Source organism: Planococcus versutus, assembly GCF_001186155.3.
Classification (GTDB): domain Bacteria; phylum Bacillota; class Bacilli; order Bacillales_A; family Planococcaceae; genus Planococcus; species Planococcus versutus.
Genome location: NZ_CP016540.2, coordinates 1,411,758 through 1,431,901 on the forward strand (window position 1 = coordinate 1,411,758; position 20,144 = coordinate 1,431,901).

Genomic DNA, 20,144 nt, shown 5'->3' on the forward strand with positions numbered 1-20,144 from the left:
AACTAGGGTGGTACCGCGAAATAAAGCCTTCGTCCCTTTTTTGGGATGAGGGCTTTTTATTATGTTGAGGAGGAAAAACACATGAAACATTTAAAAGCTGAAGATATTAGACAAATGTATATCGATTTCTTTAAAGAAAAAGGTCACGATCAGGAGCCAAGTGCACCGCTTGTGCCTTTTGAAGATCCTTCTTTGTTATGGATTAACAGTGGTGTTGCTACATTGAAGAAATACTTTGATGGTCGCGTCATTCCAAATAATCCACGAATCGTAAACGCACAGAAATCTATTCGCACAAATGATATTGAAAACGTCGGGAAAACAGCGCGTCATCATACGTTTTTCGAAATGCTTGGGAACTTTTCAATTGGCGAATACTTTAAAACCGAAGCGATTCACTGGGCTTGGGAATTTTTAACGGACGACAAATGGATCGGTTTTGATGCTGAAAAACTTTCTGTAACAGTTCATCCAGAAGACGAAGAAGCATATGCGATTTGGTTAAATGAAGTGGGTGTACCTGCGGAGCGCATCATTCGTTTAGAAGGGAATTTTTGGGATATCGGCGAAGGCCCAAGTGGTCCGAACTCTGAAATTTTCTACGATCGCGGCGAAAGCTATGGCAACGATTTGACTGATCCTGAACTTTATCCAGGTGGCGAAAATAATCGTTATTTGGAAATTTGGAACTTGGTGTTCTCGCAATTCAACCACAACTCAGATCACACCTACACATTGCTGCCTAAACAAAATATCGATACAGGAATGGGCTTAGAGCGCATGGCTTGTGTGGCTCAAGACGTACCAACCAACTACGACACGGATTTATTCGTACCGATTATCCGAAAAACAGAAGAAATTTCAGGGAAAACGTACGGCGAAGATGCGGATATGGATATGGCGTTTAAAGTGATTGCCGACCACATCCGTACGGTTGCATTTGCGATTGGTGACGGAGCACTTCCATCTAACGAGGGACGCGGTTATGTGTTACGTCGTTTATTACGTCGCGCAGTTCGTTATGCGAAAAAATTAGGCGTTGAAAAACCATTCTTGTTTGAACTAGTACCAGTGGTTGGAGACATTATGAAGAGCTTCTACCCCGAAGTAAACGACAAACAAGACTTTATCGTTCGTGTGATGAAACTAGAAGAACAACGTTTCCACGAAACGCTTCATGACGGCTTAGCGATTTTGTCTTCGGTAGTAGAAAAACAAAAAGCAGACGGGCAAACTGAAATCCCGGGTGAAGATGCATTTCGTTTGTACGACACGTATGGCTTTCCAGTTGAATTGACTGAGGAATATGCAGAAGAAGAAGGCATGAGCATCGACCATGAAGGCTTTGAAGCAGCGATGCAAGCTCAGCGTGATCGTGCAAGAAACGCGCGTCAAGACGTCAACTCTATGCAAACGCAATCGGAAGTACTTGGCAATTTGAAAGAAACGAGTGAATTTATTGGCTATAGCCAAACCGTTGCAAATGCGGAAGTTTTGGTTATGATCAAAGACGGAAAACTAGCTGAATATGCTCACGAAGGCGAAGAAGTAGACGTGATATTAGATCAAACTCCGTTTTACGCAGAAAGTGGCGGACAAATTGCTGACCGCGGAGTTTTGAGCAATGATTTGGTTCAAGCAACCGTTTTAACTGTTAAAAAAGCACCAAACGGCCAAAACTTGCATACGGTTCGTGTTGAAAGTGGAGAACTGACAAAATCGACTGTAGTGGCTCAAGTAGATGCAGCATTGCGTCGTCATACAGTGAAAAACCATACAGCAACACACCTTCTTCACCAAGCGTTAAAAGATACACTGGGAACGCATGTAAACCAAGCGGGGTCTTATGTAGGACCAGATCGTTTACGATTTGACTTTTCTCACTTTGGCCAAGTGACAAAAGAAGAGTTAAAAAAAATCGAGCACATCGTAAACGAAAAAGTATGGGAAGGCATCGCAGTGCAAACAGGCTATCACAATTTACAAGAAGCAAAAGAGATGGGCGCAATGGCCTTGTTTGGTGAGAAATATGGAGAAGTTGTTCGTGTTGTTGAAATTGGCGACTATTCTTTAGAATTATGTGGTGGTGTTCATGTATTCAATACATCGGAAATCGGCTTGTTTAAAATTGTTTCAGAAAGCGGAATTGGTGCTGGAGTACGCAGAATTGAAGCCTTAACAGGGAAAGGCGCATATGAAAGCTTTAAAGACAGCGAACACGTATTAGAGCAGGCAGCAGGTCTATTGAAATCTTCTCCGCGCGACATGATTCAAAAAGTCCAGTCGGTTCAAGTAGAAATAAAATCTATGCAACGTGAAAACGAATCCTTGTTGGCGAAAATTTCAAATGCACAATCAGCTGGAATTTTAGACGCAGCTCAAAAAGTGGGCGACATTACCGTGTTATCTGTGAAAGTAGAAGCAAAAGACAATAACCAATTGCGCCAAATGATGGACGACTTAAAGTCGAAAATGAACAAAGCTGTAATCGTACTAGGGGCAGTAGATGGTGACAAAGTCATGCTTGCTGCAGGTGTAACAAAAGATTTAGCAGGTGGCGATTACCACGCGGGACAAATCGTTAAATATGTAGCGGAACAATGTGGTGGTAAAGGCGGAGGGCGACCTGACATGGCAATGGCAGGCGCAAAAGATGCTAATCAATTAGAAGCGGCACTCGAATCTGTTTATAACCTAGTTAAATAGGTTTAATAAATCTACACTATCGGTTATAATGAGAATCAGACAGCAGGAGCAATAATTGCTATTTAAAATCCGAAAGCGAGGTGCTTGTCGTGAGTTCATTTGATCGTACTATGAAATTCGATTCTTCTGATGAGTCGATGGAACAAGAAGTCAAGCAAGTAATGCTTCAAGTTCATTCAGCACTTGAAGAAAAAGGTTATAACCCAATCAATCAGATTGTTGGATATTTATTATCAGGTGATCCGGCTTATATTCCTCGCCATCAGGATGCGCGAAACATGATACGCAAACTGGAACGAGATGAAATACTAGAAGAACTTGTAAAGTTCTATATTAAAAAGAATAACGAGGAATAAACATGCGCATAATGGGACTTGATGTCGGTTCGAAAACAGTTGGAGTTGCAATCAGTGACCCCATGGGGTGGACAGCGCAAGGAATCGAAACCGTCAAAATAAATGAAGCGATTGAAGAATTCGGCATGGCTCGACTTGGTGAACTTATCAAGCAATATGAAGTAACTGAAGCAGTTGTTGGCTATCCGAAAAACATGAACAACTCAATTGGACCGCGCGCTGAAGCATCTGAAAGATTTGCAGAGTTGTTAAAAGAAGCGTATAGTATACCGGTAGTCCTATGGGATGAACGGTTGACGACGTCGGCTGCAGAGAAGATGTTAATATCTGCAGATGTTAGCCGGAAAAATCGCAAAAAAGTGATCGACAAGATGGCAGCAGTTATGATTTTGCAAGGCTATCTTGATTTTAAAAAATAATGAGGTGACGTAAATGGAACACGGACAAGAACACATTACGGTCGTAGATGAAAACGGCAACGAACAATTATTTGAAGTACTATTTACATTTGAATCAGCAGATTTCGGAAAATCTTACGTATTGTATTTCCCGCTTGGTGCTGAAGAAGACGATGAAGGCGAGATTGAAATTCATGCATCTTCTTTCACAGAAAACCCTGAATCAGATGAAACTGTAGGTGGCGGAGAGCTTCGCCCAGTAGAAACTGACGCAGAGTGGGATATGATCGAAGAAATGTTAAACACGTTTCTTGACGAAGAAGAAGAAAACGAAGAGCTTTAAAAAGAAAAAGGTGGAATTGATTGCTGATTCCACCTTTTTCTTTTGTATACTTTTCTTGTATACTGTACAGAGTTGAATAAACGCTGTTCAACTTCCGTAGAACAGAAAAGCTAGGGGGAAAACCCGTGGGGAAAAAGTCGAAAAGAGAAGTCATGTTTGAACGCATGAAAGAAAAAAAGAAGGAAGTGAGAATCGTCCGACGCATCGTATTTATCATTGCGCTAGTCTTATTGATTGTCATTGGGATTGCAGGATTTCGAACTTATAGTTACATTAGCAATGCTTTAGATCCAGTAGATCCTGATTCAGAAAAAATCATCACAGTTGAAGTACCGATTGGTTCCAATTTGGATAGCATTTCAGCATTGCTTGAAGAAAACAAAGTGATTGAAGATGCGCGTGTATACAAATACTATGTTAAATTCAAAAACGAATCAGAATTTCAAGCAGGAACATATGATTTGTTGCCATCTATGACTTTAGATGAAATTACTGAAAGCTTAAAAAGTGGCAAAGTTTATCGCGAACCACTCTACACCATTAACGTTCCAGAAGGCATAACGCTTGTAGAGATTGCAGAAAATGTAATTGCAAAAAATACCGATTATACAGCTGAAGAATTTCTAGAAAAAGTAAACAACCCAGAGTACGTTGCAGAATTGATGGTTAAATATCCAGAGTTGCTGACAGATGAGATTCTGGCAGAAGATGTGAAATTTCCACTTGAAGGCTATTTGTTCCCAGCGACATACCCGATTTTTGATGAAGATCCTTCGTTAACTGTCTTAATTGAACAAATGCTTAATACAACGCAAGCAAATGTGTTGCAGTACCAAAGCGTTTTAGAAGAATTGGAAAAATCACCTCATTGGCTAGTAACTTTTGCTTCCTTATTAGAAGAAGAAGCAACAGCACAATCAGATCGCGAAACAATTGCTAGTGTTTTTTACAATCGTCTAGCTGATGAGATGCCATTGCAAACAGATCCAACTGTCATTTATGCAATGGGTAAACACAAAGAGCGGTTATTTAATAAAGATTATGAATATGAAGATCCTTACAGTACTTACCAAAATAAAGGGTTGCCACCAGGACCTATCGCAAATGCTGGACTTTCCTCGATTCAAGCAGTGCTCGATCCTGCCGATACTCAGTATTTCTATTTCTTAGCTGATAAAGAAGGCATAAACCATTTTGCTAAAACATATGATGAACATTTGAAAAATCGAGACAAGTATATTGGCCAATAAGCACCACGAGAAGGAAGCGTCCTCGCTTTCCTTCTCTTTTTATGATAAGATGTGAATTGATTTTTGTGGAGTCGAAAAGGAGCTTTTTTCATGGTGGACAATCAACTATCAAAGACGTTTAAAGCGATCAAAGACTATGCTAAGACGTATCATGTACCAATTATGGAAGATCAAGGAATAGACGAATTGCTTGAGCTTTTAAAGGTTCAACAACCTCAAGCTATTTTAGAAATTGGTGCAGCGATTGGGTTTTCTGCGATTAAAATGTCGGAAGCTTTACCAACATGTACAGTAGATACGATAGAACGTGATGAACCTCGTTACCAACAAGCCTTGGTGTTTATTGCACAGGCGGATATGGAAGAGCGTATTCGAATCTTTCATGCGGATGCACTAGTACTTTCGTTAAGTGAGTTAAAACCACAATATGATGCCATCTTTATAGATGCTGCAAAAGGTCAGTATGAACGTTTTTTTGAAAAGTATGAATCTTTATTAACAACAGGTGGCATTATCTATTGTGACAATATGGCGATGCACGGACTTGCAGATTTACCTCTTTCAGAAGTGCCAAAAAGAAAGCGGACAATGATACGGAATTTGTCGATTTTTAAAGAACGTATGTTTAGTCATTCGGAATACGAAACAGAATTATTATCTTCAGGAGATGGCATTATGGTTTGCCGTAAAAAGTAAAACTGCACACAAAAAAGAAGGTTCAAGGAGCTAAATGATATGTCTAATAAACAGCCGGTCGTCATTGGGATCGCAGGAGGTTCGGGCTCGGGGAAAACGAGTGTAACGAATTCAATCTATGAAGTGTTTAAAGAAAACTCGGTGGTCGTCATCGAGCAAGACTATTATTATAAAGATCAAAGTCATTTGGCTTTTGAAGAACGATTGGAAACAAACTATGACCATCCTTTAGCATTTGATACGGACTTGCTAATTGAGCATATTAATGACTTGCTTGAACGCCGACCGATTGAAAAACCTGTTTATAATTACGCATTACATACGCGTGCTGAAGAATCAATATTGATCGAACCAAAAGATGTTATCATCCTAGAAGGCATATTGGTACTTGAAGATCCGCGTTTACGTGAATTGATGAATATCAAATTATTTGTCGATACAGACGGCGACTTGCGCATCATACGTCGCTTATTGCGTGACATCAATGAACGTGGCCGTACAATCGATTCGGTTATTGAACAATATTTAACAGTTGTTCGTCCAATGCACAATCAATTTATTGAACCGACAAAACGCTACGCCGATGTGATTATTCCAGAAGGCGGACAAAATGAAGTGGCAATCGATTTAATGGTTACAAAAATTAAAACTATTCTTGAATAGATTGTGAAACTATAATATGATGATACGAGACTGACGGATAAAGGCATCGGGGTCAGCATTTGAAGGAGTGGGAAGAATGGCTAACGAAAAACAATTTCCAATGACAGCCGCAGGAAAGCAGAAGTTGGAAGATGAATTAGACTTTTTGAAAACGATTAAACGTAAAGAAGTAGTAGAACGAATTAAAATCGCACGTGATTTTGGAGATTTGTCTGAGAATGCTGAGTACGACTCAGCGAAAGAAGACCAAGCTTTCGTAGAAGGTCGCATCTCAACACTTGAATCGATGGTCCGCAACGCGGTTATTATAAATGAAAATGAATTAAATAAAGACGTCGTTCGTTTAGGAACAACAGTTACATTTGTTGAAGTTCCAGACGGTGACAAAGAGTCCTACACAATTGTAGGGTCAGCAGAAGCAGATCCACTAGAAGGGCGTATTTCGAATGATTCACCTATTGCTAAAAGCATGATTGGCCGCACTATTGGTGAAGTTGTTAGAGTGCTAACACCGGGTGGAGAAATGGAAATTAAAATTATTTCAATCACGTAATAAGACGGCCATTCTGTAAAAAGAATGGCTGTTTCTCATTAAGTGAACTATAATTGAAACGAAAGTATTCTTAAAACGTCAAATTTGTCATACTGATTTAATGCTAAACTAAAGAGAAAGGAGGAACATTCAATGACTAACGAAGAAAAGCCTTATCCTTCTCGTTTAAAAAAGAAAAACAAAAAAAATCGTTCAAATCGGATTTTAAATATCATGATCGGTTTGGTGTTTGCTTTGATTTTAATCATTGGAGTTTCTATGTTATTTAACGGAGGAGACGATCAAGCTCAAAAACCGGAAGTAACAGTTTCGTCTGAAACTAATGAACAAACGAGTGACTCTGATGAAGGTGGAGACGCTGGCGAAGAGAATGAGGCAACTGAAGAAGAAAAAGAATCTGCTAAAAAAGCTGAAGAAAAAGCCGAAAAAGAAAAAGCTGAAAAAGAAAAAGAAGAATCTGCTATAAAAGGTGGAACCATTACGCGCGAAGATTCAAATGATCCAATCGTAGAAGAAACTGTGATTAACACAAGCTGGGAACCAATTGGTACTAAGCAAAAAGGAAATCACGTGTCAGTATATCAAAAAAATTCTACAGACTGGAATGAAAAAGTCAACGCTGTTTCTTATGCTACAGGACTCGATGTAAACAATATGTATGTCATGATGATTAAGAATGGTGGAGGACCGCAAAAGTCAATTGCGACTGTGCAGTCTAAAGACGAATCTGAAAAATACCGTGTCCATATGGAATGGATTGACGGTGAAGGCTGGAAACCAGTAAAAATGGACGTCCTAAAAACATTGAACGGCGCCTACTAATCGAGGCGTCTTTTCTTTTGCATAAACATCATTATAGACTGTTGCGGGTTTGCGATAAGACACAAAATTGATTTATACTAGATAGAGGAAATTGAAGAAGAAATGAGGAATCAACAAATGAAAATCGGCATAATTGGTGCGATGGAAGAAGAAGTTCAATTACTAAGAAGTAGATTACAGAATGCACAAACAGAAGAAACCGCAAGATGTGAATTCACATTAGGTACATACGAAAAACAAGAGATCGTCTTATTGAAAAGTGGTATTGGTAAAGTAAATGCAGCCATGGCGACCACGATATTGCTTCAGCATTACCAGCCTGACATTGTCATCAATATTGGTTCAGCTGGCGGATTTGATGAAGAACTTGAAGTGGGAACAGTCATTATTTCGGATGAAGTTCGTCATCACGATGTAGACGTAACGGTTTTTGGTTATGAAATCGGTCAAGTGCCACAATTACCAGCAGCGTTTGTATCTAATGAAGAGCTAATTGAGCTCGCTATTAAAGCAGTACAAGAAATTGCTCAGCATGAATATGCTGTTGGTTTGATTGCGACTGGAGATTCGTTTATGAATGACCCGCAGCGCGTGTTAAAAGTGCGTACAGACTTTCCTGCGATGAAAGCAGCTGATATGGAAGCTGCTGCAGTTGCGCAAGTGTGCTACCAATTTGACGTAGCATTTGTAGTTATTCGTGCGTTGTCTGATATTGCTGGAAAAGAATCATCTGTTTCTTTTGAAGAATTTTTACCTCTAGCCGCTAAACATTCTACAGAAATCGTTCTTAATGTGATTGGCCAGTTAGCAGCACGTATTTAACTCGTTGAAAATTAGAAAACAAAAAAAGCTGTGACGTTTACTCAACGTCCACAGCTTTTTAAACTTTTTTCAATGTGAATGTGCTAACCATTAAAATAGCACAGATGATAAATAAGAACATGTAAACAACGGGTGAAAAGACCGAAAGTCCGAAATAAGACAAAGTAACGACTGTGCCAGCAGCTGTAATTGGCAAGCCAATAAAGTATCCAGCAGACTCCGAGATATTAAATCGTGCCAGTCGAAAAGCACCAGCTGAGATGTAAAGTACGGTAAAAGCCATACCTGCAATTCCAAAGTCTGATAGCACAAGTTGATAAATTAAAATTGCAGGTGCGACACCAAAAGAAAGAATATCACTCATCGAATCGAGCTGTTTTCCTAAATCAGATTCTTGGTTGAGTTTTCTTGCCACCATACCGTCAAAGCGGTCCAAAAAAGCCGCAATAAATATAAATAGTACACTATAGCTATAAGCTCCATTTAAAGTTGCCATAAGTGAAGCTCCGCCAAACAGCATATTGCCGACCGTAATCGTATTAGCGGTCTGCGATCTTAGTTTTTTAATGGTGTGATCCATTCTTTCTATTATCAACAATGGAAAACACTCCTTCTTTTTTGTAAACTTGTTCAATCTATTATACTGTCAAAGGTAAAAAAATGGTAGACTAATTTAACAACGGAGGCATCTCGATGAAAAAATATTTGTACCAACGTTTGATTGAACTCACGAACGGAGCTTTTACTTCAAGTTTGATTCGTCAATTTGCTAGTTCTCCTAAAAGTGGAAAATTTATTCCGAGTTATATTAAAACTTATCAGATTGAAACAACTGATATTATACAATCAGTAGAAAGTTTTCCAACACTCCATGACTTTTTTGTCCGTAAATTAACTGTCGAAAGTCGCCAAGTAGCTTTATCTACTATTATCTCACCAGTAGATGGCAAAGTTGAAATTGCAGGAGATGTCCAAAAAGACAGTCAGTTTTTGGTGAAAGGACAACAATACTCTTTAGCAGATCTATTAGGAGAAAAAAAAATGGCTGATCGATACGAAGGCGGAAAATATGCTGTACTGTATTTATCACCAGCAGATTATCACCGTATCCACAGCCCAGCTACAGGAAATGTGACAAAACAGTATGTTTTAGGGAAGAAATCATATCCCGTCAATGCAGTTGGTTTACACTATGGAAAAACACCAATCAGTGGCAATTACCGAATGATTACAGAACTTGAAACTGAATTTGGCAAGATGTTAGTAGTGAAAGTCGGCGCGATGTTCGTTAACTCGATCAAATTGACTGAAACTGGAAGTGTTTGGGTAAAAGGCAGAGAAGTGGGTTATTTCAGTTTTGGTTCGACAGTAGTGCTATTTTTTGAAAAAGACTGCATTGAATTTGTCGAAGATGTGTCTAATAGACAACAGATCAAGATGGGAGAAGCACTAGGAAATATGGTATAATCAATAGAATTAAGTTCGGGAAACAGGAGTGAGTCGCATTGTATCAAAATTTTGTACCAAGTGAGTATGTAAAAGAAGTTTTTGATATTAAACCAGAAACGTTAATTGAAAAAAACATTAAAGGCATTATTACGGATTTAGACAATACTCTTGTAGAGTGGGATCGTCCAGAGGCAACACCTCAATTGATTGATTGGTTAAAATCAATGAAAGACGCCGGCATACAAGTGGTCATCGTTTCAAACAATAAAGAATTGCGTGTTAAATCGTTTGCGGATCCTTTAGGCATTCCGTTTATTTTCCAAGCGCGTAAACCAATGGGCCATGCTTTTCGTAAGGCACTCCGTATCATGGAAGCCAAAAGAGGACAAGTAGTGGTTATTGGAGATCAAATGCTAACGGATATTTTCGGAGGCAATCGAAATAAGATGCATACGATTCTTGTCTTGCCGGTAGCTCAGTCAGATGGGTTTTTTACTCGCTTTAATCGAAGAATGGAACGTCGAATTATGAAGAAATTAAAAGAAAAAGGACAATTGATGTGGGAGGAAAAAAATGAGTGAAATGCCAACTTGCATCGGATGCGGTGTACAGATTCAAACTGAAAACAAAAACGCGGTAGGGTATGCACCTCCGTCTTCTTTAGAAAAAGATGAAATTATTTGCCAACGTTGTTTCCGCTTAAAAAATTACAACGAGCTTCAACCGGTTTCGTTAACAGACGATGATTTTTTACGCATTTTAAACGGCTTGGGCGAACGCGATGGTCTGATTGTGAAAATTGTTGATATTTTTGACTTTAATGGAAGCTGGCTTCCGGGTCTTCACCGTTTTGTTGGAAATAATGATATTTTGCTAATTGCTAACAAATCAGACTTGCTGCCCAAATCGGTTAAGCAACCTAAATTGATTCACTGGATGAAACAAGAAGCCAAAAAATTAGGATTGCAGCCGATTGATGTGTTAACGGTGAGTGCACATCGTGGAACCGGCGTTTCAGAAGCAATGGAAGCAATCGAGAAATATCGTAAAGGCAAAGATGTTTATGTCGTGGGCTGTACAAATGTGGGGAAATCAACATTTATTAACCGCGTTATTAAACAAGCGACAGGACAAGCGGATGTCATTACGACTTCACATTTTCCTGGAACGACTTTAGATATGATTGAAATTCCATTAGACGATAAACGGTCATTGTATGATACGCCGGGAATCATCAATCATCATCAATTAGCTCATCACTTAAAAACGGCAGATCTTAAACAAATTATGCCGAAAAAAGAAATCAAGCCACGCGTATTTCAATTAAATGCAGAACAAACTTTATTCATTGGTGGTTTGGCACGTTTTGACTTTATTCAAGGTGAGCGTTCGTCGTTTACGGTTCATATTGCGAACGATTTGCCAATTCACCGGACGAAACTGGACAATGCAGACGCTTTATATGAACAACATTTAGGCGATATGTTAGCACCACCTTCAGCTGAATATAAAGACGATTTTCCAGAATTGGTGCGTCACGAATTTAGCATTAAAGATGCAAAAATGGATATTGTATTTTCAGGACTTGGTTGGATCACAATTCAACATGGCAATGCTGTCGTAGCAGCTCATGCACCTAAAGGTGTAGAAGTGCTATTGCGTCCATCGTTAATCTAGGAGGTTTTCTGATGAAAAAATGGTACGCGGTAATCGGAGATCCGATTACTCACTCCTTATCTCCATTTATGCACGAAGCATGGTTTGATGAACATGAGATTGATGCTGCTTATTTACCCATTCATGTGGAACCATCGCAGCTTGAAAAATCATTCGAAGCGATGAAAACGTTAGGAATTAGTGGCTTTAACATTACGCTTCCGCATAAACGATCGATTGTTCCGTTACTTGGAAAGTTAGAGAAAAGTGCGATGCAAATGAACGCTGTGAATACAGTAAGTTTTGACGGCGCTGAATATAGTGGTCTAAATACCGACGGAGACGGTTTTGTGCGGTCGTTGTTAGTTCATGACGTTGATAAGACGGCTAAAGTGTTATTAATTGGAGCGGGCGGTGCTGCTAGAGGAATTGCATATGCTTTAAAGCGCGCAGGGTTTATGGACATTACGATTACTAATCGGACCTACCGGCGAGCAGAAGAACTAGCTACAGAAATACAAAGTTCTGCAATTACACTCACTGAATCTGAAGAACGTTTAGTCGAATTTGAAGTTCTGGTTCAAACAACCTCTGTCGGTTTGACGACAAGTGAAGCACTGCCGATTTCATTAAATGGCGTAAAGGCAGGAACTTTGGTTGCGGATATTATTTACACGCCACTAGAAACACCTTTTTTGAAAAAAGCAGCAGAAAAAAATTGCGTGACATTAAATGGCGTAGGCATGTTTGTTTATCAAGGAGCGATTGCTTTTGAACAATGGACAGGCGTACAGCCAAATACTGAAAAAATGATCCAATTGATCACAGAAAAACTAGGAGGCACTTATGTTAACAACTAAACAAAAAAGCTTTTTGAAAAGCGAAGCACATCATCTTGCACCTATTTTCCAAGTAGGCAAAGGTGGCGTTAGTGATGCTATGCTCGTTCAAATCAAAGAAGCATTAGAAAAACGTGAATTAGTAAAAATCAGTATTCTGCAAAACAATGAAGATGGCAAAGACGAAGTGGCAAAAGCTTTGGCTAAAGGAACAAAATCACAATTGGTTCAATTAATTGGTCATACGGTTGTTCTCTACAAACAATCAGTCAACAATAAACGAATTGAGTTGCCTGTCAAAAGATGAAAAAAGTAGGGATATTAGGTGGGACATTTAACCCACCTCATCTCGGCCATTTAATCATGGCTAGTGAAGCGCTCTATGCAGCTGAACTAGACGAAGTTCGTTTTATGCCCAATTACATTGCGCCTCATAAAGAAGTTGCGGGAGCAAGTGCCACAGAGCGTCTTGCCATGACTAAACTAGCAGTTTCCAATCATGCTCAATTCAAAGTAGAAGACCTTGAAATTAAAAATGGTGGGGTATCCTATTCTTTTGATACATTAACGAAATTATCGGAACGTGAACCCGATGTCGAATTCTATTTTATTATCGGTGGCGACATGGTAGAGGGATTGTCTTCTTGGTATCGAATAGATGAATTAGTCGAGTTGGTTTGCTTTATAGGTGTTCAACGACCGGGGTATAATGCACAGACAACTTATCCAGTGATGATGATTGACTCACCCGAATTGTCACTGTCTTCAACAATGTTAAGAGAACGTGCTGCTACTAATCACCCGTTAACATACTTAGTTCCTGAAAAAGTAGAAGCTTTTATTCGAAAGGAGCGTTTATATGGATCACAACCAAATGCTTGAAATCGTGAAAGAGCGTCTTCCAGAAAATCGCTATAATCATGTGCTTGGTGTTATGGAAACCGCTACTGAACTTGCAAAAAAATTCCGAATTTCTGAAGCCAATGCCAAAACCGCTGCGATTTTGCACGACATTGCGAAGTTTTCAGATCGAGACTGGATGAAATCCATTATTGAATCTGAGAAATTGGATCCCTTGTTACTCGAGTATCATTCTGAACTTTGGCATGCACCTGTAGGAGCGTACGTAGCGAAAACAGAATTTGGAGTCGAAGATGAAGATGTGCTTAATGCAATTCGTTTTCACACAACAGGGCGTGATGGAATGTCGAGCCTAGAAAAAGTTGTATATATTGCAGACTTGGTTGAACCTCATCGCAAATTTTCGGGTGTTGAAGAATTGCGACAATTAAAAGATCAAGGATTGGATGTTATGATGGAAGCCGCAGTTAAACATTCTATCGAATTTTTAAAATCAAAAAATCAACCGGTGTTTCCGGATTCACTGAAGTGTTATGAAGGCTTCGTGCAACAGAAAGGGAAAGTGAAAGAATGACTAAAGAAACTTTACTACAAGTAGCGTATAACGCAGCAGAAGATAAAAAGGCAGAAGACATCGTTGTGTTAAATATGGAGGGTATTTCGTTATTGGCTGACTACTTTGTCATCTGTACAGGAAATTCAGATCGTCAAGTTCAATCAATCGCAAAAGAGATTATGGACAAAGCTCACGAAGAAGGACACGAAGTGAAAAGCATGGAAGGTTTTGATTCGGCACGTTGGATTCTTGTTGACCTTGGTGATGTGGTCGCACATGTCTTCCATAAAGACGAACGCTCGTATTACAACCTTGAACGTCTGTGGAGAGAAGCTCCGCAAATGGAAATATGAAATACGGAAAATTTGCCGCAGTCTATGATGGACTGATGGAAGATATTCCTTATGAAGAGTATGTGGAGTGGGTCGCTTCTCACGTTTCATCTGGCAAATTGCTGGATGTCGCGTGTGGAACTGGCACATTGTCACAGCTTTTTGCTGAAATGGGCTATGACGTAACTGCGAGTGATTTGTCTGATGACATGCTAACAATTGCCAATCAACGGTTTCAAGAAGCAAACCAGTCGATTCCAGTCTTGCAATTGTCAATGGATAACTTAGAAGGTTTAACTGGTTTTGACCTCGTGACACTTGCAATTGATTCGCTAAATTATTTGCAAACGGAACAGCAAGTTCAACAAACTTTTAAAGAAGTTTATAAAGCCTTAAATCAAGGAGGCTATTTCTTTTTTGATGTGCATTCCATTTTTAAAGTAGACACGGTTTACATGAACAGTCCATTTGTTTACGATGCGGAAGAAATTGCGTATATTTGGCATACAGAATCTGGTGAATTTACGCACAGTGTTGTTCACGACATAACTTTTTTTGTTCAACAAGGTAACTTGTTTGAACGATTTGAAGAAACGCATGAACAACGGACGTTTCCGATCGCTGTTTATACAAATTGGCTGGAAGCCGCTGGATTTTCGCTTGAGTCAGTGACGGCAGATTTTTCAACTCACTTACCAGACAATGCAAGTGAACGTATTTTCTTTTGTGCTAGAAAATAAGTCTAAGCCATCTACCTCGAGTAGATGGTTTTTTCTTAGAAAAAAATAGACAACCATATTCAAATTATTGTATAATTCAAACAGCTTCTATTTAATTGCCTCCTCCAGAAACGAGGAATGCTGGTGAATCTTTCTCAACTTCAGAACAAGTTTGTATGGCTGCTGATCCCCGCGGTCGCCATCATGGCGCTTTTGATTTATTTGGTTTTTTCTCAAGGAGCACAAGAGACAACTACTTCAACTTCACTCGAACTGATCAACGCTGAATCCCCTCAGCAGACAGAAACCCCAGAAAACGAAACAATTGAAACTCAATTACCTTTAATGATTGATGTAAAAGGTCAAGTAGTTAAACCCGGAGTTTATGAACTTCCTGCAGGTTCTCGCATGCAAGATGCGATTCAAGCAGCTGGAGGATTTACAGCCGAAGCCGATAGTCGCGCGATCAATTTAGCGTTAATCGTTATCGATGAAACCAGCCTTTATGTACCGGCTACTGGTGAAGAAATTGTTGTTTCCACAATACCTCAAGCTGCTACAGGTGATGCAGGTGGCCTTATTAATATAAATCGGGCAACAGAAACTGAATTGATGGAACTGCCTGGTATAGGGCCTTCCAAAGCCGCTGCAATTCTTGCCTACCGTGACGAAATTGGACATTTTCAAGCACCTGAAGAATTAACAGAAGTTACCGGTATCGGTGACAAAACTTTTGAACAATTAAAAGAGTTGATCACTGCAAAATAGAAACCTTGTATACCAAAAGACGGTTGACGAAACTGTCGCCTCTGCTACACTTATTTTAACTACACAAGCAGGAGGCAATTAAATGAAGCGAATAACGTGGGACCAATTTTTTATGGCACAAAGCCATTTACTCGCACTTAGAAGTACTTGTACACGATTAGCAGTTGGAGCAACAATTGTTCGTGATCGAAGAATTATGGCTGGTGGCTATAATGGATCTATTTCAGGTGGAGACCATTGCATCGATAAAGGATGTTATGTGGTAGATGGCCATTGTGTGCGAACAATCCATGCAGAAATGAATGCATTGTTGCAATGTGCAAAATACGGCGTCAGTGTTAATGGAGCTGACATGTATGTGAGCCATTTTCCTTGTCTTCAATGTACGAAATCAATTATTCAATCAGGCATTGCGCGATTGTATTATGCAACCGACTATAAAAATCATGAATACGCGATAGAGTTATTAGAACAAGCAGGCGTTGAAGTGGTACAAGTTGTATTTGATGAGCGAAAAATCGACTTTTTAAGTGTCGAAAAATCAGCTCTCTACATCGAATTGCTCGAAAAGTTGCGTGAAAAAGGTGGAAGCGAAGAAGAGTTGGCCCATTATAATGAACGGGTGAACCAATTATTCGGAGAAATCGAAGTATAACAGCGACGACTTTTCTTTATTTAGCAACGGCTACTATCTTAACTACATATGCAGCACATGAAACAGCGGATAAACTCGTGTTCATGGTGCTGCTTTTTAGTTGGATGTGCTGGAAAAAAGAAAGTTTGAAACTGATGTGTGTGGTTTTTTTAGTTGCTTGTGCTCTTTATGCAATTCAAGATTTTCGCAGTCAAGATAATTTTGAGTATACACAACCGTATTCTGGGGAACTTCTCTTTCGTCCGGGTGCTATAATCGACGGTGATAGTTTAAGAGGATTTGCAGTTTTAGAAGACGACACAGTTGTCTATGCACGTTATCGAGTGAATTCCATGGAACAAAAAGACCAATTGGAAAGTTTGGTAGATCATTCTCATTTTCAAGTGAGGGGGATTTTTGAAGCACCTTCTGAGCCGTCGCATCGTTATTCGTTTAATATGAATAATTACTTACAGCATAATGGTGCAGCAAAACTCCTGATCATTCAGTCTTTGGACGGTACAGCAAAAAGTAGTACGTGGATTACCAAATTATTAAAGCAAAGAGATTTGATACAATTCCATATACGTGAACACTTTCCTAAAAGTTTAGCGACAGAAGCGGAAGCATTATTAATCGGAGAGCGTGAAAATATGGACTCCGAAGATCAAAGAATGTACCAAACGCTTGGTATTTCTCATTTGTTTGCAATTTCAGGACTTCATGTGGGGATTGCTTCGGGATTGTTGTATTTTTTACTCATTCGTTTGCATGTTCGAAAAGAAAATGCATTAATTGCGTTACTGATCGTTTTGCCTTTGTATGCCATTATTGCAGGTGGTGCGCCTTCTGTTTGGCGAGCTGTTAGCATGGTATCAGTTGTTCTTCTGGGGAAGTTGTTTAATTTTAAGTTTCCACTTGCAAATATTATGTTAACTAGTATGATTGTTTTTATTTTATGGAATCCATATATTATGTACAAAATTGGCTTTCAGTTATCGTATGGTGCCACTTTCGGCATTGTTTACTCTAGGAAGCTACTAGAAAAAATTCATTCTCCTCTAAAAATGGGTTTTGTTATTACTTTTATCTCTCAAGTAACGTTATATCCATTGTTACTGGTTTACTTTTATGAATTATCGTTGTCAGCCTTTGTAGTTAATAGCTTGTTTGTTCCATTGTTTACATTATTGATTTTACCGGCAAATTTTTTATTACTGTTTTTGACTGTTATATTCCCACCAGCAGCAGACGTTTTGTTTTATTTTTATGAACCGTTGCGTGATTGGATTGATCAGTTGATGAAATGGCTAGCGAGTTTGCCTCATCAGCTATGGACACCTGGAAAGCCGGGAGTTCGTTCATTTATTTTATTAATAAGTAGTGTATATGTATTTTATTGTTTAGCAGAACGCCGATTTAAGTTATCGCAGTTGCTTATTTTAGTGATACCAGCTTTACTAATTACAGCATTCCCGTATTTAGATGGACGCTTAAAAGTAACATTTTTAGATGTTGGACAAGGCGATAGCGCGCTAATTGAACTACCTTATCGACAAGCGGTTTATTTAGTGGACAGTGGAGGATTGTTGCGTTTTGATACAGAAGCGTTTAAAGAAAAAAAGCGACCGTACGAGATTGGACGACAAGTTGTTGCGCCTTATTTAAAAGGAAATGGTATTTCTTCAATTGATGCTTTTATTCTTTCACATCCTGATGCAGACCACGCAGAAGGAGCAGATGAGATTTTTGATTTGTTTCCAGTGGATAAACTGCATGTAACGCCAGGTTCTGCAACAAATCCTTTGATGGTTCAATTAGCACCGCACATTAAAAAGACAGAAGTAGTTTTTCCAGGCGCGGATTCAACTTGGCATGTGGATAATACACAGTTCACGTATTTGTCACCCACAGATGCCAATTATGAAGGCAATAATGACTCACTTGTTTTATTGATGGAAACGGGAGACTACCGAATTTTATTTATAGGAGACTTAGAAGCTAAAGGTGAGAACGAATTGCTTGAATCGTACAGCAAAGAACTTGCTGGACTGACGGTGTTAAAAGTTGGACACCACGGCAGCAAAACGTCCAGTAGTGTCAAATTTTTATCAGTATTGAATCCAGCCTTATCTATTTTTTCAACGGGCAAAGACAATCGCTATGGACATCCTAGTCCAGAAGTTGTTGAGCGATTTAACGAAGCAGATTTGACTACTATGAATACCGCAGAAAACGGAACCATCCAACTACTTTACAACGGTAAAGTAGTAGAAATTAAAACAATGCGCTAAAAAAAAGTGAACATATCTGTTAGATTGGATTTTCCAAGCACATAAAAAAGACGCCGGTTACAAAAACCAGCGTCTTTTTTATGGGTTAATTACCGCGCTGCGAATTGTACAACTCCAGCAATGATAAAGATAAGGGCGAAAAATCCAAAGGATACGACGAAGCCCATTCCAGCGTCGATTGCATCGTTACGTTTGGACTGTACATTCTGTTCAAATTCATTCATTGAAATCCCTCCTAATTCCTTCTAATTATAAGCGAAGACTTCAGAAAAATCTAGATTGAAGTAAGCTTTAATTGGCGAATTTCAATGATGACACATAACTGTCAAATACACAAAGTGTTAAAAATCAGATATAGTAGAAGAAGGGGAGGCTGATAAAATGATTACTTCCGTGTGGAAGTCGATACGCAGCGGACAAATAGACCCTGTTTATCTCATTGTAGGGACAGAAAGCTATTTTATTGAAAAAACCTTAGACTTGTTAAAAGATAAATTAACGGCTGGTGGCGAATTGGAACTATCTTTTTTTGATTTAGACGAAATGCCGGTTGAACATGTTATTGATGAAGCAGACACCATTCCTTTTTTTAGTGACCGCAAGTTGATTATTGCACGCAATGCGTCGTTTTTAAAAGCAGCAGAGCGTGGCAAAGAAAAAATCAATCACGATATAAAAGTGTTAGAAACGTGGCTTGAACATCCACCGAGTAGTTCAGTAACAATTTTTGTTGCACCTTATGAAAAACTAGACGAACGAAAAAAAGTGACCAAGCTAATGAAACAGCACACTGTGCTGATTGAAGCTAAATCACTGCAAGCTAATGATTTAGAAACGTGGTTAATGCATGAAGCGAAAAATTTTGGCAAAAGCATTCAATTAAAAGCTGCGCAACGATTGATGGAAATGGCTGGGACAAACCTTACACAATTATCTTCGGAAATTGAAAAGATGTCATTGTACTTAGGTGAAAATGATGAAGAAATCACGGTAGATCTTGTAGAACAAATGACGGCGAGAACACTCGAACAAGATGCATTTAAAATGTTGCAATCCTATTTAGATGGCAATGTGAGTGGAGCGCTTAGTGTTTATTATGATTTATTGCGACAAAAAGAAGAACCAGTAGCGCTAACAGCGTTACTGGCTTCTCAAATCCGTTTTATGATACAAGTTTATTATTTGCAGAAAAAAGGGTATCACGCACAGCAAATTTCTAAGCAGTTAAAAGCGCATCCGTACCGAGTGAAATTGCTTGTAGAGAAACGTCAGCAAATATCGGAAAAACGCTTGTTGCAAGTGTTAGGTGATTTAGCCGATATTGATTTGCAACTAAAAACACTGAATGGCAACCGTGAGCGCATTCTCGAATTTTTCTTAATGAAGCGAGCAAGACAAACCAAACAATAAAAAAGCCGGTTCCTTTT

25 protein-coding genes and 1 other annotated feature (1 of these 26 only partly in view) are annotated in these 20,144 nt (G+C 39.1%); of the genes, 23 read left to right on the forward strand and 2 right to left on the reverse strand.

The annotated features are described in order from the left end of the window. Window positions 1–40, forward strand: a binding site (T-box leader) (it extends 170 nt beyond the left edge of the window). A 41-nt stretch (window positions 41–81) separates the two neighbouring features. From alaS to mtnN, 10 genes are all read left to right on the forward strand, one after another. Continuing rightward, window positions 82–2,706: an alanine--tRNA ligase gene (alaS, locus tag I858_RS07140; protein ID WP_065524184.1), complete on the forward strand. Its 2,625-nt coding sequence runs from the start codon at window positions 82–84 to the stop codon at window positions 2,704–2,706. 89 nt (window positions 2,707–2,795) lie between these two features. Next, window positions 2,796–3,062 carry an IreB family regulatory phosphoprotein gene (locus I858_RS07145; protein ID WP_006828732.1) on the forward strand — a complete coding sequence of 89 codons (267 nt, stop codon included), beginning with the start codon at window positions 2,796–2,798 and terminating at the stop codon, window positions 3,060–3,062. Window positions 3,063–3,064: 2 nt separating this feature from the next. After that, window positions 3,065–3,481 carry a Holliday junction resolvase RuvX gene (gene ruvX / locus I858_RS07150; protein WP_065524183.1) on the forward strand — a complete coding sequence of 139 codons (417 nt, stop codon included), beginning with the start codon at window positions 3,065–3,067 and terminating at the stop codon, window positions 3,479–3,481. A 13-nt stretch (window positions 3,482–3,494) separates the two neighbouring features. Next, a complete protein-coding gene (locus I858_RS07155) occupies window positions 3,495–3,803 on the forward strand; it encodes a DUF1292 domain-containing protein (RefSeq protein ID WP_065524182.1) in 309 nt (102 codons plus the stop codon). A gap of 125 nt (window positions 3,804–3,928) precedes the next feature. Continuing rightward, window positions 3,929–5,053, forward strand: coding sequence for an endolytic transglycosylase MltG (gene mltG / locus I858_RS07160; RefSeq protein ID WP_157886486.1), 1,125 nt, complete (start codon window positions 3,929–3,931; stop codon window positions 5,051–5,053). Window positions 5,054–5,143: 90 nt separating this feature from the next. Further along, on the forward strand, window positions 5,144–5,749 hold the full coding sequence (locus I858_RS07165) for an O-methyltransferase (protein ID WP_065524181.1): 606 nt from the start codon (window positions 5,144–5,146) through the stop codon (window positions 5,747–5,749). A gap of 39 nt (window positions 5,750–5,788) precedes the next feature. Next, complete coding sequence (udk, locus tag I858_RS07170) at window positions 5,789–6,412, forward strand: uridine kinase (protein ID WP_065524180.1); 624 nt, start codon at window positions 5,789–5,791, stop codon at window positions 6,410–6,412. A gap of 76 nt (window positions 6,413–6,488) precedes the next feature. Then, the gene (gene greA, locus I858_RS07175) at window positions 6,489–6,965 is read left to right on the forward strand and encodes a transcription elongation factor GreA (protein WP_065524179.1); all 477 of its coding nucleotides are present in this window, start codon (window positions 6,489–6,491) and stop codon (window positions 6,963–6,965) included. 132 nt (window positions 6,966–7,097) lie between these two features. Continuing rightward, window positions 7,098–7,787 (forward strand): YrrS family protein, encoded by a 690-nt coding sequence (locus I858_RS07180; RefSeq protein ID WP_065524178.1) that lies wholly within the window; start codon window positions 7,098–7,100, stop codon window positions 7,785–7,787. A gap of 117 nt (window positions 7,788–7,904) precedes the next feature. Beyond that, entirely contained in the window at window positions 7,905–8,609 is a 705-nt protein-coding gene (mtnN, locus tag I858_RS07185) for a 5'-methylthioadenosine/S-adenosylhomocysteine nucleosidase (protein ID WP_065524177.1), read from the forward strand. A 58-nt stretch (window positions 8,610–8,667) separates the two neighbouring features. Here the strand turns inward: mtnN and pssA are convergent, their stop codons facing one another. Further along, window positions 8,668–9,207, reverse strand: coding sequence for a CDP-diacylglycerol--serine O-phosphatidyltransferase (gene pssA / locus I858_RS07190; protein WP_065524176.1), 540 nt, complete (start codon window positions 9,205–9,207; stop codon window positions 8,668–8,670). A gap of 95 nt (window positions 9,208–9,302) precedes the next feature. Between pssA and I858_RS07195 the strand changes: the two genes are divergently transcribed. The 12 genes from I858_RS07195 to I858_RS07250 all read left to right on the forward strand — a co-directional run bounded on the left by I858_RS07195 (window position 9,303) and on the right by I858_RS07250 (window position 18,717). Beyond that, window positions 9,303–10,076, forward strand: a complete 774-nt coding sequence (locus I858_RS07195; protein WP_065524175.1) for a phosphatidylserine decarboxylase — start codon at window positions 9,303–9,305, stop codon at window positions 10,074–10,076. A gap of 38 nt (window positions 10,077–10,114) precedes the next feature. After that, on the forward strand, window positions 10,115–10,639 hold the full coding sequence (locus I858_RS07200; protein WP_065524174.1) for a YqeG family HAD IIIA-type phosphatase: 525 nt from the start codon (window positions 10,115–10,117) through the stop codon (window positions 10,637–10,639). Continuing rightward, window positions 10,632–11,735 (forward strand): ribosome biogenesis GTPase YqeH, encoded by a 1,104-nt coding sequence (gene yqeH, locus I858_RS07205; protein WP_065524173.1) that lies wholly within the window; start codon window positions 10,632–10,634, stop codon window positions 11,733–11,735. Before I858_RS07200 ends, yqeH begins: the two co-directional genes overlap by 8 nt. 11 nt (window positions 11,736–11,746) lie before the next feature. Beyond that, the gene (gene aroE / locus I858_RS07210) at window positions 11,747–12,574 is read left to right on the forward strand and encodes a shikimate dehydrogenase (protein ID WP_065524172.1); all 828 of its coding nucleotides are present in this window, start codon (window positions 11,747–11,749) and stop codon (window positions 12,572–12,574) included. Continuing rightward, a complete protein-coding gene (yhbY, locus tag I858_RS07215; RefSeq protein WP_038703661.1) occupies window positions 12,561–12,860 on the forward strand; it encodes a ribosome assembly RNA-binding protein YhbY in 300 nt (99 codons plus the stop codon). The genes aroE and yhbY overlap by 14 nt, the downstream gene beginning before the upstream one ends. Then, window positions 12,857–13,435, forward strand: coding sequence for a nicotinate-nucleotide adenylyltransferase (locus I858_RS07220; RefSeq protein ID WP_065524171.1), 579 nt, complete (start codon window positions 12,857–12,859; stop codon window positions 13,433–13,435). Before yhbY ends, I858_RS07220 begins: the two co-directional genes overlap by 4 nt. After that, window positions 13,413–13,988 carry a bis(5'-nucleosyl)-tetraphosphatase (symmetrical) YqeK gene (yqeK, locus tag I858_RS07225; protein ID WP_065524170.1) on the forward strand — a complete coding sequence of 192 codons (576 nt, stop codon included), beginning with the start codon at window positions 13,413–13,415 and terminating at the stop codon, window positions 13,986–13,988. The genes I858_RS07220 and yqeK overlap by 23 nt, the downstream gene beginning before the upstream one ends. Further along, complete coding sequence (gene rsfS / locus I858_RS07230) at window positions 13,985–14,323, forward strand: ribosome silencing factor (protein WP_065524169.1); 339 nt, start codon at window positions 13,985–13,987, stop codon at window positions 14,321–14,323. Before yqeK ends, rsfS begins: the two co-directional genes overlap by 4 nt. After that, window positions 14,320–15,042: a class I SAM-dependent DNA methyltransferase gene (locus I858_RS07235; RefSeq protein WP_065524168.1), complete on the forward strand. Its 723-nt coding sequence runs from the start codon at window positions 14,320–14,322 to the stop codon at window positions 15,040–15,042. The genes rsfS and I858_RS07235 overlap by 4 nt, the downstream gene beginning before the upstream one ends. Before the next feature lie 117 nt (window positions 15,043–15,159). Next, window positions 15,160–15,789: a helix-hairpin-helix domain-containing protein gene (locus tag I858_RS07240; protein WP_065524167.1), complete on the forward strand. Its 630-nt coding sequence runs from the start codon at window positions 15,160–15,162 to the stop codon at window positions 15,787–15,789. Window positions 15,790–15,871: 82 nt separating this feature from the next. After that, window positions 15,872–16,444 carry a ComE operon protein 2 gene (locus tag I858_RS07245; RefSeq protein WP_065524166.1) on the forward strand — a complete coding sequence of 191 codons (573 nt, stop codon included), beginning with the start codon at window positions 15,872–15,874 and terminating at the stop codon, window positions 16,442–16,444. A gap of 104 nt (window positions 16,445–16,548) precedes the next feature. Beyond that, window positions 16,549–18,717 carry a DNA internalization-related competence protein ComEC/Rec2 gene (locus tag I858_RS07250; RefSeq protein ID WP_239457225.1) on the forward strand — a complete coding sequence of 723 codons (2,169 nt, stop codon included), beginning with the start codon at window positions 16,549–16,551 and terminating at the stop codon, window positions 18,715–18,717. Between the two features lie 89 nt (window positions 18,718–18,806). Here I858_RS07250 and I858_RS07255 read toward each other — a convergent pair whose 3' ends face one another. Continuing rightward, on the reverse strand, window positions 18,807–18,941 hold the full coding sequence (locus I858_RS07255; RefSeq protein WP_006828710.1) for a YqzM family protein: 135 nt from the start codon (window positions 18,939–18,941) through the stop codon (window positions 18,807–18,809). A gap of 157 nt (window positions 18,942–19,098) precedes the next feature. Here I858_RS07255 and holA point away from each other — a divergent pair, with 157 nt between their 5' ends. Then, window positions 19,099–20,127, forward strand: a complete 1,029-nt coding sequence (gene holA, locus I858_RS07260) for a DNA polymerase III subunit delta (protein ID WP_065524164.1) — start codon at window positions 19,099–19,101, stop codon at window positions 20,125–20,127. The last annotated feature ends 17 nt before the right edge of the window (window positions 20,128–20,144 follow it).